At 55.7% G+C, this 16,468-nt stretch carries 18 protein-coding genes; 4 read left to right on the forward strand and 14 right to left on the reverse strand.

Translation table 11 applies throughout. The features are described 5' to 3' along the window. The 8 genes from DXT88_RS19855 to DXT88_RS19890 form a co-directional block, all read right to left on the reverse strand. Entirely contained in the window at window positions 1–1,188 is a 1,188-nt protein-coding gene (locus DXT88_RS19855; RefSeq protein ID WP_265215723.1) for a transporter substrate-binding domain-containing protein, read from the reverse strand. Between the two features lie 58 nt (window positions 1,189–1,246). Continuing rightward, complete coding sequence (locus DXT88_RS19860) at window positions 1,247–2,515, reverse strand: amidase (RefSeq protein ID WP_265215724.1); 1,269 nt, start codon at window positions 2,513–2,515, stop codon at window positions 1,247–1,249. A gap of 25 nt (window positions 2,516–2,540) precedes the next feature. Beyond that, entirely contained in the window at window positions 2,541–3,248 is a 708-nt protein-coding gene (locus tag DXT88_RS19865) for a branched-chain amino acid ABC transporter ATP-binding protein (protein WP_265215725.1), read from the reverse strand. Continuing rightward, window positions 3,245–5,104 carry a branched-chain amino acid ABC transporter ATP-binding protein/permease gene (locus DXT88_RS19870; protein WP_265215726.1) on the reverse strand — a complete coding sequence of 620 codons (1,860 nt, stop codon included), beginning with the start codon at window positions 5,102–5,104 and terminating at the stop codon, window positions 3,245–3,247. The genes DXT88_RS19865 and DXT88_RS19870 overlap by 4 nt, the downstream gene beginning before the upstream one ends. Beyond that, the gene (locus DXT88_RS19875; protein ID WP_265215727.1) at window positions 5,097–5,930 is read right to left on the reverse strand and encodes a branched-chain amino acid ABC transporter permease; all 834 of its coding nucleotides are present in this window, start codon (window positions 5,928–5,930) and stop codon (window positions 5,097–5,099) included. Before DXT88_RS19875 ends, DXT88_RS19870 begins: the two co-directional genes overlap by 8 nt. Window positions 5,931–6,022: 92 nt before the next feature. Further along, entirely contained in the window at window positions 6,023–7,195 is a 1,173-nt protein-coding gene (locus tag DXT88_RS19880; RefSeq protein WP_265215728.1) for a substrate-binding protein, read from the reverse strand. A gap of 98 nt (window positions 7,196–7,293) precedes the next feature. Then, on the reverse strand, window positions 7,294–8,328 hold the full coding sequence (locus DXT88_RS19885) for a porin (protein ID WP_265215729.1): 1,035 nt from the start codon (window positions 8,326–8,328) through the stop codon (window positions 7,294–7,296). 40 nt (window positions 8,329–8,368) lie between these two features. Further along, entirely contained in the window at window positions 8,369–9,277 is a 909-nt protein-coding gene (locus DXT88_RS19890) for a nitrilase family protein (RefSeq protein ID WP_265215819.1), read from the reverse strand. Window positions 9,278–9,962: 685 nt separating this feature from the next. On the opposite strand from DXT88_RS19890, the gene DXT88_RS19895 reads away from it, so the two are divergent. Beyond that, complete coding sequence (locus tag DXT88_RS19895; RefSeq protein ID WP_016835171.1) at window positions 9,963–10,334, forward strand: VOC family protein; 372 nt, start codon at window positions 9,963–9,965, stop codon at window positions 10,332–10,334. A gap of 84 nt (window positions 10,335–10,418) precedes the next feature. Here DXT88_RS19895 and DXT88_RS19900 read toward each other — a convergent pair whose 3' ends face one another. Then, window positions 10,419–11,372: an aromatic alcohol reductase gene (locus tag DXT88_RS19900; protein WP_029363673.1), complete on the reverse strand. Its 954-nt coding sequence runs from the start codon at window positions 11,370–11,372 to the stop codon at window positions 10,419–10,421. A gap of 185 nt (window positions 11,373–11,557) precedes the next feature. Between DXT88_RS19900 and DXT88_RS19905 the strand changes: the two genes are divergently transcribed. Beyond that, on the forward strand, window positions 11,558–12,454 hold the full coding sequence (locus DXT88_RS19905; protein ID WP_029363674.1) for a LysR family transcriptional regulator: 897 nt from the start codon (window positions 11,558–11,560) through the stop codon (window positions 12,452–12,454). 335 nt (window positions 12,455–12,789) lie between these two features. Here DXT88_RS19905 and DXT88_RS19910 read toward each other — a convergent pair whose 3' ends face one another. The 5 genes from DXT88_RS19910 to DXT88_RS19930 all read right to left on the reverse strand — a co-directional run bounded on the left by DXT88_RS19910 (window position 12,790) and on the right by DXT88_RS19930 (window position 15,044). Continuing rightward, entirely contained in the window at window positions 12,790–13,077 is a 288-nt protein-coding gene (locus tag DXT88_RS19910; RefSeq protein ID WP_265215730.1) for a hypothetical protein, read from the reverse strand. Window positions 13,078–13,105: 28 nt separating this feature from the next. Continuing rightward, window positions 13,106–13,555, reverse strand: coding sequence for a hypothetical protein (locus tag DXT88_RS19915; RefSeq protein WP_265215731.1), 450 nt, complete (start codon window positions 13,553–13,555; stop codon window positions 13,106–13,108). A 106-nt stretch (window positions 13,556–13,661) separates the two neighbouring features. Next, the gene (locus tag DXT88_RS19920; protein WP_265215732.1) at window positions 13,662–14,321 is read right to left on the reverse strand and encodes a hypothetical protein; all 660 of its coding nucleotides are present in this window, start codon (window positions 14,319–14,321) and stop codon (window positions 13,662–13,664) included. A gap of 102 nt (window positions 14,322–14,423) precedes the next feature. Then, window positions 14,424–14,750 (reverse strand): hypothetical protein, encoded by a 327-nt coding sequence (locus DXT88_RS19925; RefSeq protein ID WP_265215733.1) that lies wholly within the window; start codon window positions 14,748–14,750, stop codon window positions 14,424–14,426. Between the two features lie 48 nt (window positions 14,751–14,798). Then, window positions 14,799–15,044 carry a hypothetical protein gene (locus DXT88_RS19930; protein ID WP_265215734.1) on the reverse strand — a complete coding sequence of 82 codons (246 nt, stop codon included), beginning with the start codon at window positions 15,042–15,044 and terminating at the stop codon, window positions 14,799–14,801. Between the two features lie 164 nt (window positions 15,045–15,208). Between DXT88_RS19930 and DXT88_RS19935 the strand changes: the two genes are divergently transcribed. Next, window positions 15,209–15,541, forward strand: coding sequence for a helix-turn-helix transcriptional regulator (locus DXT88_RS19935; protein ID WP_265215735.1), 333 nt, complete (start codon window positions 15,209–15,211; stop codon window positions 15,539–15,541). Window positions 15,542–15,952: 411 nt separating this feature from the next. Next, on the forward strand, window positions 15,953–16,459 hold the full coding sequence (locus DXT88_RS19940; protein WP_265215736.1) for a LapA family protein: 507 nt from the start codon (window positions 15,953–15,955) through the stop codon (window positions 16,457–16,459). The last annotated feature ends 9 nt before the right edge of the window (window positions 16,460–16,468 follow it).

Raw genomic sequence — 16,468 nt, forward strand, 5'->3', positions numbered from 1 at the left:
CTACTCCAGCCAGAATTCAGAAAACTCATAGGTCGTCAGGTAAGGATCGGGCTTGACAGCCTCTTTTGCCTGCCAGACCACGTCGAAATTACCATCCTCACGCGCCACGCCTATCTTCGGCTGCAACCATAGGTGATGATTTTCAGGTTCCACGGAGATGGCGCCTTCCGGCGCATCGTAGCGTTCTTCAAGAACGGCTTCGACCAATTTCTGCGTGTCCATCGATGCAGCCCGTTCGAGTGCTTTTGCGAACAAACAGACCTGGCCGTAGGCCGCCTGCCCCCATGCGCTGACGGTGGCATCTTTGCCGAAACGCTGGCGATAGGAGGCAACGAAGCGCTGATTTTCCTCCGAGGGCAAGGAACTGAAATAGGTAGCCGACACGATGTGGCCCTTGCAAAATTGCGGTCCGATCAGCTTGAGTTCTGTCTCGCCCAACGTCAGACTGGCGACGGGTAACGGTTTCTGATCGATGCGCAGATCGTGCAGCACGCGATAGAACTCGCGCGAGGGGCTGCCGATAACGGTGGAAAACAAGGCCTCGGGCTGCGCCTTGTTGATTTCCCGGACGGCTAGTTCTATTTCTGCGCTGCTGACGTTGAACGGCAAATAGATTTCGTCGACGATTTCGCCGCCATGCTGCTCGGCGATATCGCGCATGATGCGATTCGATTCCCTAGGATAAATATAATCCGAGCCGATCAGGTAGATGCGTTTTCCGCAATTCTTGAGCAGGTAGGCGGCCAGCTGCAAGCTGTTCTGATTCGGCACCGCGCCGGTGTAAATGATGTTGGGCGAATATTCAAAGCCTTCATACAGCGAGCAATACCACAGCAAGCCGTTCTTGCGTTCAATTTCGGGCAGCACCGCCTTGCGGCTGGATGAAGTCGAGCAGCCGAAAATGACGTTGACATCTTCACGCGACAGCATCTGATGCGCCATCCGGCGATACTCCGCAAGGTCGCCCTTGGGGTCGAGTGCAACCGGGACCAGCGGGCGTCCCAGCACGCCGCCGCGCGCATTGATTTCTTCGATGGCCAGCACGGTGCCAAAGAAATGCTCAGACTCGGTGACCGAGGTAATGCCGGCGCGTGAAAACAGGATGCCCACACGCCACGGCTCGGTGGATGATTCCGACAACGGTGTTTCCCTTGCTGCGTTCTCTGTGGTTCTCTGCATGGCCGTCATATTGGTTGCTCGTTTCAAATCAAATCGCGCCCGCTGCGGGCGATTGCCGGCGCACGCGTCAGAATCGGCATGTCCTGATCGCTGCCTCCACCAGGGCGGCTGCAGCCAGGCAGCGCTGGTCTTGCCACGGGGGCGCAATCACTTGCACGCCCATCGGGCATCCTTCCAGGCCCGACAAACCGGGAACGCTGACGCACGGCGTACCAAGCAATGTCCATACCTTGTTGAAGGCAGGGTCGCCGGTTGAAGTCCATCCCATCGGTGCTTCTCCAGGTGCGCTGGGCGTGAGCAAGACATCGATACCCTCGAATAGACTATCCATCTGCATTTTGGCGTCATCGATCAACTTGCGCGCGGCGTCGTATTGCACCACCGAGATGCGCTGCGCACGTTGCAGGAAGTCACCGAGCATGGGTGACAGGCTGCCGCGATGACGGTCAAATTCAAACGCCAGCGTTTGCGTCGCCTCGTATTCCTGCAAGGGCGCGTGAGCGCGGTAGAGCTCGCCGATCCAGGCCGGCAGCGCGATCTGCCTTACCTTGCCGCCGGCGGCCTCAATCGCTGTTGAAGCTTGCTGCACGGCCTGTGTGGCGGAGGCCGACGGCGCTTCCCAGGGATAGGCTTGCGGGATGCCGACCACCAGCTGGCGCATGTCCAGCGGGGAGCGTGCCAACGACCGTCCAATCAGCGCCTCGGCAAACCACGCCACGTCCGTGACCGTGGCGGCGAACAAGCCTACCGTATCGAGCGACCACGAAAAATATTTCATGCCCGGTGTGGGAAACAAGTCGTAGCTCGGCTTGTAACCGGCGATGCCGCAGAATGAGGCCGGCCGGATCGTCGAACCGCCGGTCTGGGTGCCGATGGCGAACGGCACCATGCCGGCGGCAACAGCGGCGGCGGAACCGGACGAGGAGCCCCCCGCTGTGCGCCGCAGATCTGCCGGGTTGCGGGTCTGCGTCGGCGCCATGTAGGCGAATTCGCAGGTCACGGTCTTGCCGATCACGGTTCCCCCCGCACGCCGGATCAAGGACACGATGGCGGCATCGCTGCCCGGTTGATAGCCGGCATAGATGCTCGAGCCATAGGCGGTGGGCAGATCGGCAGTGTCGAAAATATCCTTGACCGCCACCGCCAGACCAGCCAAAGGTCCGCGCGCCTGTGCCGCATGGGACAGCGCTGTAGCGCGGTCAAGCGTCGCCACAAAGGCCTGGATTTCCGGCTCCGATGCGGCAATCCGTTCACAAGCTTCGGCCATGGCGTCTTGCGCCGGCAACTCGCCGGCAGCAATGCGCCGCGCGAGCTGCACTCCTGAATTTTTTTCCATCGTCCTTATTCCCTTCAAAGCGGCGTCATACGCTCAAATGGCGCATGATATCGCGCTGGCAGTCGGCACCGGCGGTGTCACCGGTTTCCACGATTTCACCGAGCTTGAGCACCGTGTAACGATCGGCAACGGCCACCGCAAACGGCACGTTTTGTTCCACGAAAAGTATCGAGGTGCCATGCGTCTTGCGTTGATGCAGCAAGGCCGTGGCGACCCGATCAATCACCGACGGCTGCATGCCCTCGGTCACTTCATCGATCAGAATCAGCGCCGGACGCACCATCAGGGCGCGGGCAATGAGCAACATCTTTTGTTCACCGCCGGACAGGGTGCCGGCCCGTTGCGCCATGCGCCCCTTAAGGAAAGGAAACAAGTCCTCCACTTCGGCAAAGCGCTCGTCGAAGAGTTTATCCTTCGATAGCCCCAGGCGCAGGTTGTCGCGGATATTCAGATCGTGGAATAGCGATCTCGACTGCGGAGCGTAGGCGATGTTGCTGCGCGCCACCCGATGCGCGGGCTGTCTGGTGACGTCTTTGCCGAACAGGCGTACGGACCCGTTCTGCTTCGGCAAATAGCCCATGATGGACTTGAGCAGCGTGGTTTTTCCCATGCCGTTCTTGCCTACCAGCGCGACAATTTCGCCAGGATGAACCGACAAGGACACGTTTCTGACGACGATGGAATCCTTGTAACCGCTCGACATGTCGCTCAGGGTCAATGCTGCTTCACTCATGCCGTCGCTCCTTTCGATGCTGTTGCCGGCTGCAAGGCTTGGGATACCGGCGTTGCGTTACCCGCGTACACCGATTGCACCAGTTCGGATTCGACCACTTCTTTCACGGTGCCCTGCATGACGATTTTTCCTTGATGAAGCACCACCACGCGCGACGATATTTCACACACAAAATCAAGATCGTGTTCCACCAGCAGGCAACACAGACCGTAGTCGCGCGACAGCTCGATAAGAATATGACCGATCTTCGTGCGTTCGGCCTTGGTCAGGCCCGCCGTCGGCTCATCGAGCAAAATCACGCGCGGCTCCAGCGCCAGCACCATCGCCAGTTCCAGCGCCTGCTGCTCGCCGTGCGACAAGTTGCGACAGACCTGATCAAGCTTGCGATCCAGCTCGGTGGCGCGTAACACCGCCAGTGCATACGACGGCAGCGACAGCGTGTTTTTTTGCCGCAGCAACGACGGCCGCTCGACTTTGGCCCTGGCGATACGCAGGCATTCGGCCACCGTCAGCGATTCAAACACGTTGGCGGTTTGGAATTTCCTGCCGATACCGAATCCCACGCAGCGGTAGGCGGGCAACCGGCGGATATCATGTTCATTGATCCTGATGGTGCCGGAAGTTCTCTCTGCACCGTCGCTCATGCAACGCATCAGGGTGGTTTTGCCGGCGCCGTTGGGGCCCACCAGACTGACCAGTTCACCGGGATAGGCCACGATGTCGATGCCCTCCAGCACCTTCAGGCTGCCGAAATTTTTGGCGACATGTTCGAGCCGCATGGCCGGGGTGGAACGATCGATGCTGTAGGGTTTCTGTCCAGGCGCTTCCAGCAATGTCGGCGCCGCCGCGTTGACGCCACCGGCCAGGCGGCGCGGCAAGAACCGGCGCAGTCGCAGCGCCAGCGGCATGAGCCCTTGCGGCAACAGAATGATGACCAGCACGAAACCGACGCCGACCAGCAACTTCCACAAGAACGGCAGACTGCCGCTCAGGTAGGCGCTGGTAGTTTCGATGAAGATTGCGCCGAGCACCGGCCCGATCAGCGTGCCGCGTCCACCGAGTGCAACCCAGATGATGATTTCGGTGCCGAACACAAAGCCCGAGAGTTCCGGCGCGACCACGCCGCTGAACGAGGCGTAGCCGAAACCGGCCACGCTGGCGACCACGGCCGTAACGGCCAGCAAGCCGATCTTCACCCGCGAGGGATTGATACCAAGGTATTCGCAACGCGATTCATTGTCGCGAATGCCGATAAGGATCTTGCCGGCGTCGCTATGCACGAACACCCAGGCCGCGGCGGTGACCAGCACCAGCGTCACGCCGGCGATCCAGAACCAGGCTTCCAGCGACAGGTCGATCATGGTGTAGCCCGTCAGACCCGAACTCGATCCGGTGAAGGTGCCGCCCGAGAACAGCAACTGCGTCATCACGATCGGCAACACCAGCGAGATCACCGAGGCATACAGCGGCGTCGCGCCTTGATAAAACGACAGCCAGCCGACCAGCACCGCAACGGCTGCAGCGCCTGCCACGGCGATGCCCAGCGCTAGCCAGGCGTGGGCAGGGCTGAAGCCCATGTGGGTAAACACCAGCCCGGCGGCATAAGCACCGATGCCGAAGAACGCCGATTGGCCGAAAGTCAGCACGCCGGTATAGCCCCACAGGATGTCGACCGTCAGCGCCACCATGGCAAAGCAAAAGGCGCGGATCAGAATGTTGAGAAGGTAAGTGTCCAACACGGACGGCATCACTGCCACCAGCACCAGTGCTGCGATCGAGACACCTGCCACCGGCAACAAGGACCGACTGGCTCGTGCCTGGCGTGTGAGGCCGCTCGTGGAAATACTGTTAGTCATGAGAAAAACCCTTGGGACGAATACGCAGTGTGATCGCCGACAACAGCACAATGGCGATCCCGCCCAGCACCGGACTGACGTAAGTGCTCAACAAAATCTGGATGCCGCCGAACAGCAACGCTGCCGCCACCAGGCCGAACATGGAAGAACCCGCCACCATCACGAGCATGAAGGCATTGATCAGCCAAGGGATGCCCATATTCGGATCTACGCCCGAGAGTGGCGTAATCAGCGTGCCTGCCAGGCAACCCAGCGCAGCACCCAGACTGAACGTGAAGAAACGCACGCGGCCCGAGTGGATACCGAGTCCACGTGCCAGTTCTTCATTCATGATCACGGCGCGGGTGACCAGGCCGAAGCGCGTTTTGGTCAGCAGCAGGCTCATGGCCAGCGCCAGGATCGCCGCCAACACGATCAGCAGCAGACGGTAGGCAGAGTAATCGGTACCGAAAACGTCAAGCGGCCCGGACAGAGGACTGTTGACGAACTGCCCTTCGCGGCCGAACACCAGCGTGATGACCTGGGCAATCACGATGCCCAATCCCCAGGTCGCCAGGATGGCGTCCAGCGGACGCGCATACAAGGGCCGCACGATGCAATACTCGATTGCCATGCCGAACACCCAGCCGGTGACCATCGCCGCCGGCAGCGCCAGCCAGGGACTGAGTCCCAGTTGCGTGACGACCAGGCTGGCATAGGCGCCGATCGTCAAAAATGCGCCATGCGCAAAATTGATGATCTTCATCACGCCGAAGATCATCAGCAGCCCCGCCGCCACCAGATACAAAATCGCGGCTGAACTCACAATATCCAAAAACAACGACATCTCTCCTCCTTATACTTGTTTGCCGGTTTGCCGCCGCGCACCGGCCAGGCCGGTGCGCGAACCTGCGTCATTACCATGCAGCCTGCACTGCTTCAATTACTGGGGCATTGCTCTCCGGGGCTGACATTCTTGAAGTTCTGGATCACCTTGACGCTACCGTCCGCCTGCACCTGGCCGAGATACATGTTCAAGGGCGCATGATGCTGTTTGGACATTTGCACGTGGCCGCGCGGACCGTCATAGGACACTTCGCTGAGCGCCAGGCGTACCTTGTCGGCCTGGGTTCCGCCGGCCTTTTCAACCGCTGCCTTGTACAGATAGATGGCTTCGTATTGCGGCACGGACAAGTCATTGGGCACCTTCAGGTCAGTGCCAAACTTCTTCGTGATGTCGCTCAGGTATTTCTTGTTTTGTGGGCTGTCGATACCAGTGACGTAGGACGCCGAGATATACAAGCCCTGGCCGTCCGCCCCCATGCTCTTGGCCGTGCCTTCATCCACGGCGAGATTGCCATACAGCATGTTCAGGCCGGTGGCGCGCAGCTGCTTGGTCAGCGACACGTTTGGTGCGCCGCCGGCGGTCGAGGTGATCAGTGCATCGGCTTTGCTGGCGCGCAGCTTGCTCAGGATCGCGGTCCAGTCGGTGCCATCCATCGGCAGATATTCCTCACCGACCACTTTGCCGCCCTGGCTTTCAATGAACTTGCGGGTGAACGCCAGCATGCCGCGACCGAAGGAATAGTCGCTGCCGACCAGGAAGAAGTTTTGTGCCTTCTTGTAGTGCATGAAGTAATCGACCACCGGCGGCACCTGCTGCTCGGGCACCCAGGCATTGACGAACAACCACGGGCTGCACGAATGTCCCTCATAGAACGAGGTGTAGATGTACGGCACCTTGCCACGGTTGACGATGGGCAGACCGGCATTGCGGGCGGCGCTGGTTTCCATCGAGATCACGACGTCGACCTTCTTTTGAAACACCAGCGAATCGAAGGCCTTTTGTGCGCCGACGGCACCGGAGCCGTCATCGGCGATTTCCAGCTGCAGCTTGCGACCGAGCACGCCGCCGGCGGCGTTGATTTCATCGACCGCCAATTGTGCTGACTGCACCACGCCTGGCGCCACCACGCTGTTGGCGCCGGACAGGCCGATTGGCACGCCGATCTTGATGGCGTCCGCCGCCAGCGCCGGGGAACCTGCCGCCAGACAGGCGACGGCAAGGGCAAGGGTATGCAGTTGCGTGTGACGTTGAATGTGCTTGAACATGATGTAACTCCCTAAGATGATTTCATTGAACGCCCTCTTGCGCATGTGACGCAAGCAGCGTTGAACATTAATTGCCTCGCCGACCGTTTGCGCCGGTCTTAAAACGAATGACTGATACCAACTACGTAGCCGTTGACGCCGGTGGCGATGTGTTCATTCCACACGTCGGCATACACGCTGGTGCGCTTCGAGAAAGCATGTACGTAACCCAGACTGGTCTTGTGGCTGCGCAGTCCGCTGTTGCGACCATGGCCGGCGCGCAGCGAATCGCTGGCATTCAGGGCATAAGTCGCGGCCAGCAGATACAGGTTTTCCGGTTTCACGTTCAATACTTTGGTATGCGCATAGCTGCCGAACACCTTGAGTCCTCCCAGCACATACGTGGCGCCCGCATAGGCAATTTCATCGTACTGGTGGTTCTTTTCGTACGACACCATTGCCGTCAACGCCCCGCCGTCATAGTTCAACGCCAGGCCCTTGTTGCGCGCACGCGCGCCCTGCGCCAGTTCCGCCTCGCCCGCAGCGGAAAAGTGGACGCCGGACCAACTCGGCGAATCGTAAAAGACGCCGTTGTTAATACGCGCAAACGTTGCAAAATTCTGTGCCGTGTCGGTTACCCCATCACTGCTGTAGCTGCCCGTCTGGTATCCCGACAACGTAGCAAAAGTCGCGCCATTGGCCCACGGTTCGAACAACCAGAGCGAATTCCACATCGGCGTCATCGCCCGGCCGAGACGCACCGTCCCGAACGTGGCGCTTTGCAGGCCGACGGTAGACTCGCCTTGCCAAAAGGTACCTGGATTGGACAAGCCACCCGTGTCGGGATTGAAACGCATCTGCAGATTGAACACGGCTTTCAGGTCCCCATCGAGTTGTTCCGTGCCTTTGAAGCCAAGCCAGTTGAAATATCCCGGCCCCATCGTCACGGCGCCGTTGCTGGTCTTGCCGATGGCGGTGTCGAGATTGCCATAGATCGTCACGTTGCTTTGTGCCTTCGTCGGCGATGCGAAGCCAGCGACCATTGCCGCCACAATTGCTGCCGGCACCATCCCTGCCGACTTTTTCTTCATGAAACTTTTCATTGTTTTCCCCATGATTGAAAATGAAAGAACTCCCTGTTCGCTACCCTTCAAACCACTTCCGTCCCCACGCATGCCACCTCGCCCCGACATTTCATTTTCCGAATGTCTGTTTCAATACTTCGGCGGCGGCGATTGTCGCGTCAGCGATGTCATAACTGCCATAGACATCGTCGCGTCGATCTTGTAAAAGCTGATTGAATTTGTTCAGGCGGCGCTGCTCGTGCGCATCGGCCAGCCGGATTTCTGCGTAGATGATTTCTTCCTGCGCGACGCTGGCGGGCCCGGCCACCGGCCAGCCGCTGCAATTGGTGATGAGACTGCGGCCAACGAACTCCTGACCGCGCTCGACGCCGACACGATCGGCACAGGCAATGAAGAGGGAATTGGCGTGCGCGGCCGCCATGGTCAGGGTGACCGCCATGGGATCGCGCGTGGCGGGCTGACTCGGCATCGGCACCCAGTTGGTGGGCACGCAAACAAGCTGCGCACCTTGCAACGCGGCAAGCCGATAAACCTCGGGAAACCAGCCGTCATAACAGATCGCCACGGCTATGCGCCCGTACGGCGTGTCGAACACCGGCACGCCGAGATTGCCGCGCGAAAAGTGAGTGTTTTCCTGGTTCCAGAGATGCAGCTTGCGATATTTTCCGATGTAGCCATCCGGCCCGATCATCACGGCGCTGTTGTAGAGCACGCCTCCTTCACGCTCAGCGATACCTGCCACGATATGCACGCCGAGACGCTGCGCCACGGCAATCCACTCCTCGCAAGAGGCCCCGTCCGGCACCTCTTCAGCCAGACCGAACGCTTCTTCAGTGCTGTTGAAGACATAGCCGGAATTGGATAGCTCCGGCAGCACGATCACCTTGGCGCCCTGGCGCGCCGCCGCCTCAATCAGCCAGATGCCCGCCGCCCGGTTGCCGGAGACGTCGCCGATATGCGGCTCCATTTGTATGCAAGCGATTTTTACTGTCTCGATTTTTTGTCCATGCCCTGCCATAGCCGCCTTTAACGCAAAAAAAAAGCCCCCGAATGCGCGCATGCGCAAAGCGGGGGCTTTATAGCCCGGTATATGTAAAGCAGCAGTACTGCTGCCACAACCGTGAATTTGAAAAAAAAAGCCTTCGATGCGCTGACGCGCAGATCGAAGGCTGTATAGCCACTATTTATGCAGCAATATTGCTGCCAAAAAACAGAGTGAAAATTTCGTAACTTCTATAGTCACAAAATTAATATGGGTTTTAGTATCGTTCCAACAAAATACCGTGTCAAGTAAATTGTATAAACTAAACGCACTCGGTTTTTTTATAAACATCGGGTGACGCAATTGACTTGCGTCACGGTTCGTAGTCCATCTCGCGCTTCTGATCGTAAGTGAAAACATGAGTGATACCCGTATAACTCTTCGTGAAGAATCGTGGGTATATCAGATAAGAAATCGGCCTCTATCCGAGAGACTTTGCAATCTCTGAAAGAAGCCCGCCTGAGAAAGAACTCATCTGCCAATTTATGTATTTCAAAAAACGATGCAACTTGATGCAGGATCCAGTGCACCAGAGTCTCAACGACCGCAATCGGCCAGAAGCAGTCTTCCATGGCGAGTCGAAGATTCACTGAAAAAAATAGCGGTTTTTGATACAGTGCCCCCCTGAACTTTCACCTGCTTGACTCTTCTACTAAAACCCATGACTGCATCGCTCAATACGATTTTGATATACGCCCGCAATCCTGCAGTTACCAGTGCTTTCTACAAAGAACATTTTGGATTTAAGACGACTGGTGAGATGCACGATGGCCTCATTGAATTGAATAGTCCCGCCGTCGGCATCAACCTCTTGGTTCATCAGGCCGCCAAATCCCTGAAATTTGGGCAGGCGGTAGTCAAACTGATGTTCAGTGTTTCCGACGTTGAATCGTTCAAGGTCGAATCTGCGAAAAGAGGTCTGGAGTTTGGCAGCATCCATCAGGCAAATGGCTATCAATTCGCTAACGCTAAAGACCCAGATGGAAACTCAGTAGCTATTTCCAGTAGAGATTATCGGCAACAAGTTAATTAGCGGATGGCAGCTTCCGGCCAGTTGCTGACATTGGGAAAACTCTAAGAAAAGGAAGGGCCAGGAGTCTAGCCCTCTGGATGACGATTACTTGCTGCGGCCGGAAATCAGGTTTACATTGATCCACGACGCCACGTCGGTAACTGCGAGGGCGCGTTGACTATTGAACGTGCCGCTCTTATCCCAAGCGACACCCCGTCCTTGAGCAAAGGCTGCACGGTACTTGCGCATCATATTGTGCGGGTCGCGGGCCAGTTCGCCCAGCAAATACTCCTCGCTCCATTCCGAACGGGTAAAGGGGCGGCCGAGGGACACTTCCAACTTGTCGGCGACCTCTCCGTAAGTCACGGTATCGCCGGCTAGATAGACAATCTCGTTCTGGATTCGAGGTTTTGCGAACATGACTTCGGCAGTTAGCGCTCCGATATCATCGGGAGTCGTCAGTGTCACAGCGGTGTCGAGGCTGCCCAGTGCATGGACTGCATGGTTTTGTAGATCAACAACGCCGAATTCGGGCTCAAACAAGTAGCTCATAAACATGCCGGTCGAAATAATCACCCACTCAGTCTGATGCTGACTACGCAAAAGCTCTCGCACGTCTAACTGTGCGTCGAAAATGTCCTGCGGACTGCCGCGTCCGATCACGTCAAAATCCACGCCGAACTGCCATGGAAAATATCTTGGGATTCGTGCCTGCAAGGCAGCGCGCGCTAACTTCATTGGCGTGTCGATTCCCGCCGCATAACCCGCGCAACCGAGTACTGTGTCATATTGTGCGAATACTACGGCGAGCTCATCAATGGAGCTCTTCACAAGATCTCCTACGACAATCTCGATCCCAAGATATCGAATCTCCGCGATATCACGTTGCTTGCCTGGTGCACTGGACTCAACGGCACTTGCGCGCAGCAGGACACTGATCTTCACACCGTCGATGCCCTTCGCGCGGTGCGCAAGACTGCGTAGCACCGGTAGGCCGAGTTCACCGGCACCGAGCACGAGAATGTTTTGAGACATGGCGTTAGGATCTGCTTGGTTCATCGTTAGCGGTACAAGCAATTGGCGGTTTTGATTAGACATGGTTGATTATTCCTGTAAGTTTGAGTGCCTGAACTGTAGCTATTTTGATGACGCGGGAAAAGTAGCCCTGGAGGTTTTCATCATGCAAAAAACGCGAACAATCTTGGGTTATAGTGCCGTTTTATCTATCGCTACTAGGGCAATGCATGGATCGCGTACAAGCAATGCAGGTATTCCTTCGCGTGGTGGAGAGCAGGAGTTTTGTCCGCGCAGCAGAGACCCTGGGCTTACCGGCGTCATCAGTCACCGGCATCATCAAGAGGCTAGAAAAACATTTGCAAACACGCCTACTCAACCGTTCCACCAGAAACCTCAGCTTGACGCCAGAGGGTGAGCGATACTTTTACCGCTGCCGCGAGATACTTGACCTGATTGACGATACGGAATCCAGTCTGCAAGGGTCTGCTGAGCGGCCGCAAGGGCGACTGAGAGTGGATATGCCTGGCGGCATTGCACATGTCGTCATCCTTTCTCAGTTGGAGAAATTCCAACAACGTTACCCCGATATCTACCTAATGATCGGCGTAAATGATCGTCAGGTGGACTTGGTCCAGGACGGCGTCGATTGCGTGATTCGTACCGGCAGCCTCCATGACTCGACGTTGGTCGCACGCCGCCTGGGCGAGTTGCGCTGGATCACCTGCGCATCACCGTCCTACTTAGACGAAAAGGGTATTCCCGAGGATCTGAAGGATCTGCAACGTCACCGGGCGGTTCACTACTTTTCCAGCACGACGCGGCGGGGAGGCGAGTTGCATTTCATGGAGGCCGGAGACAGCGTCAATGTTCCGGTTCCCGGCACGGTTGCCGTTAACGAGACTGGGTTGTACATCAAGCTGGGCCTCGACGGACTTGGCCTGTTACAGGTGGCTGAGATTTTGGTGGCGGACCATTTGCGGAACGGAGAATTAGTCGAGGTACTGGCCGGCATGCGACCGGCACCTGTGCCGGTATCTCTGGTCTACCCTCATCACCGCTTTCTCTCTCCGGCGATGCGAGCGTTCGCTGATTGGACAGCCAAGCTGTTCAGTAATGTGGGTTAAGGGGAGGAAGTCGCTGGTCAGGCCGGATGGGCTACCCAGATTGTCGGAGCGGTGTCCTAGCGAATACGGAGCTGTTCTTGATCGGGTTGCGCCACAAACGAAGCGCCGAGGTTCGCAATCGGCCAGAAACTGACGTTCGAACAAATAAATTAGCCCGCATATGCGGGCTAATTTATTTGATACATTCAGATAGCCAGGAAGGTCAACTGAAGTGTCCACGGCGCCGATCTGCGTGTCCAATCACGGAAAATACGCCCCGGATGCGGTCGAACTCTTCTTATAGTCATTAATACAAGAATAAATCCACAGAGTGCATATGGCTGACAATCCTCGTTTTACGGTGAAAATCGCTTAAGCAAATAGCGTTCGGATCCTAAGGGCGGGGCAGAACGTGAACAGAGTACAGGTTTGGTTTTCCGGCTACGCATTCTCCTGACTTGCTCTTCCGCTGCAAGCGCTCGCTCGCGATGCTGATTGGCATCTCGTAACAACATTGCTACCTCATGCCAGTAGACGGCACCGAGGTCGCCGTCTTGTAGTTCCAATTGGCGCAGCTTCTTAAAAGCGATGTCCAAATCAATATCCATAGTGTCCTCGATTGGATTGACGGCAGCTATCTTCAAGCTGGAAGTGCCTCATGCAGCCTCCTTTCTATAAATAGACGTCTAAGTTCTTAATCACGGAAAGTAGGCGTTTTATGCGCTCTTGGCTCGTTTGCACCATGTACTTTCTTTGACATTCATCGACAGAGTCTCGCGTTTCATATGGCATACCGGCGAGAACCTCTGCCGGCGACAGTTCGTTGAGTTCATCGCGTTGAACGGTCCAGAATATGTGTATCTCAGATCCTGGCTTTTCAGAAAGATGAGGCAAGACTTTTTTGATCAAGTAAGGCGCCGGCCAAATAAATTGCCATGCAGGGAAGTCGGAGATGACATCCGCGCCATGTTTTTGTATCCCATATAAGCAATGAGCTTCGAGCGCGCCTAGGACGTCACCATTGCTTCCGTGATTCTGCATACGCAAAATTAACTCGCTAACAGCCCATCTTGAAACAGGAAGTGTAGTGCGCACCTCTGGCGCTACATATGGGATGTTCATAGGAAAACCACGCTAATAAATGCCTGTTTCAGGTGCGGACCCAAGTGCCTATGTAAATGAAATGTATTGGGTCAAGGTCGGAGCTTTGGGCTGAACTGGGCACTGATTAATCTTCGACTTTCCAGTTACCGTCAACTGGGACGAGTGTTTTAGTGACCTCAACTGTGACGCTCTTCAGCAAGCTTTTGACTTCAGGAAAGGCATCCTGAATTTTCTTATTGGATGTCCAGCCGGCCACGCCATCAGTACGAACGATGTACTTGACCTCGGCCGTTTTCCTACCGTCCTTACCCTCAGTTTCTGTGATTGATTCGACCTTATCCAAGACGAACTTACCGTAGCAGAACTCAGGTCGATTCACATCAATCCATGCCCCCATCGCGTAGGCTTCACGAGGTTTCGTACCGAAAAACTTGTTCCCAAGATCCGTGATCGTGAAGCGCACCACCGACATTTGAGCACCAAAGTTCCCGCCGGCGCTGACGCTCGTCGAATTGCGACCCACTAAGCCCGCATTTTCCAATGCGCTTAGTTGTGCGGGTAAGCCATCGTTCATGATCTCCATAATGGAAGGATTTAGGTCTCGAGGACTGATATCGACCGGGAACTGACCGACATAGAGACAAAGATCGCCGCGTTTTGCGTAGTACTGATCCAAAGTCAGCTTTGCAGTATCGTCGGATGGTTTGCCGTCTTTTTTGCAAGCAGTGACCGCAAGTAAGCAAACGGTGCACATTAGTAGGCGACACATTATGTTTTTCATCATGCTCTGGTGGTGAGTTATTAGGCTCGTCAATTGTTGATTGGGCGGCCGCAGACTAAGTCCGCTCGCAGTTGGAGTAATTTCCAGCCTCACAGGTCTTGCTCCCTACCGTCTGCGTCCCGAAAATCGCTTATGGAGCTGGTAGGCGATAAACCCCCAGAAGGCTAACGAGCCTAAGCCAATAAATACCTCGGTAATGTCCCGACTTTTAAATAACTGAGCGATGAAGCCTATGCCGAAGATAGCGCCGGCCACTAAAGCCACTAGCCAGCCAAAGATCGTCAATTGCCCTCCAGACTGATACATGACGCCGCCGCAAAACGGGCAGAGATGCTGTGTTGCCATGTATCGGAGGGCGTCAAAGGCCGGGCGGTAGTGCCATAGCTTGGGAACGCAATTCTTCTCACAATGCGGGCATTGGGTCTTATCCATTTTTCTTGGTCACTTTCCTAGGGCGTATGAGCATGTGTTGAGGCGTACCTATTGCTTGCTCAGGTGATGCTCGAGATCTCTTGATAGTGTCTGCTTCAATGCCTTAGCCCATCTGGCGAATTCATCAATCGGCTGTACGGATTCACTTTGTTCTTCCGATTGGCCTCGAGACCGGATCAGCCGCCATTGGACGAACAGACTTCCATCTACCGCCATGTAGATGAATTTCACTTTTCTAGTGACACCGCCATGTCCAATGTAGATGGAAAATGGCCGAATGTCGCTTTTCTTCATTTTTTCATTCCTCAATGCTTGCTGAGTCCAGCGCCGTACCTTCAGCTAAAAAAACCTCTATCTCTTCCATAAGCCCCGAATAATAAGCGATTCAGGCCTCTTATGGACGAAAATACTAAGTAACTCTTAGTACACAGTCAAGAACTTATTAAGAGACTCTTAGTATGAAATCTCCTACTAAGAGTCCGTCAATATTCTCGAAGCGCCTTAAGCAGGCCAGAAAACGTGCTGAGCTTTCGCAGTTTCAGCTGGGAGTGTTGGCTGGAATTGATGAGTTTACGGCAAGCGCCAGAATGAATCAGTATGAAAAAGGAGTGCATGAACCAGATTTTGGTTTAGTTATTCGTATTGCATCTGCACTCAAAATTCCAGTTAGCTATTTATTCGAGCCTAACGACCGCTTAGCGAAATTAATTCTGCTAGCGGGTGACTTAAGCCTGAAGGATTTACGGCAGACTATCTTAGCCGTAGAGAAGCTGGCATCAGAAAAATCCTAAAAATGGATGATTGATCGCCTAGCAACTTCTAAAAATTGGATCTGATGGGTGCGTCAAATAATAGAGTCAGATTTCGACTCAATCACATCCAGAATCTACCATCGCCTGCAGTAAGACTGCGCCAAATCGAAGATTTCCCCCATCGTGCAGTCGAACTTGAAAGAAAATCAAAGTGTACAAATATTATTGTATATAACAAATAAAAAATCCCATGTAACCCGCGGAGACACTCACTTGCATCATAAATATTATATGTTTTACCCGGCATAGTTGCTGGAGGGTTTTTTATTGCCCGTCCGGCATTGTTTCGAATCGATAAGGAACGGCGTCGCGCGTCGCAGGTCCAAACCCTGGACGATGCGCCCGATCCGCCCGGGCGCCTCTTATTCGAACAACAACAGGAGAATGCTCATGAAATTCCGCACAACTTTTATGATCGTGGTGCTGGCGCTGGTCGCCATCTTCGCCGCCGTCAACTGGCAAGCCTTCCTCGCGCCGACGCCGCTGACGCTGGTGTTTACCGACTTCCAGGCGCCGCTGGGCCTGGTGATGCTGGGCGTGGTGGTGGTCCTCACTGCAGCGTTCCTGCTGTACGTGATGGCGCTGCAAACCAGCGCGCTGTTCGAAGCGCGCCGGCTGACCAAGCAGCTTGATACGCAGCGCGAGCTGGCCGACCAGGCCGAAAAATCGCGCTTCATCGAATTGCGCGGTTACCTGCAAAGCGAATTGCAGCAGCTGCAACAACGCCAGAACGCCCATCTGAGCGCGCTGACCAACAAGATCGAATCGGTGCAGCAAGATATCCAGCAACGCGGCCAGTTGACAGAAAACGCGGTGGCGGCACAGATCGGCGAACTGGATGATCGCCTGCAACGCCTGGGCGTCGGTACGACGGCAGTAGTCGGGAGCACCGTCTGACGCTGCCGC

Origin of the sequence: Herbaspirillum lusitanum, assembly GCF_026127345.1 — a bacterium.
Taxonomy (GTDB): Bacteria; Pseudomonadota; Gammaproteobacteria; order Burkholderiales; family Burkholderiaceae_D; genus Herbaspirillum; species Herbaspirillum lusitanum.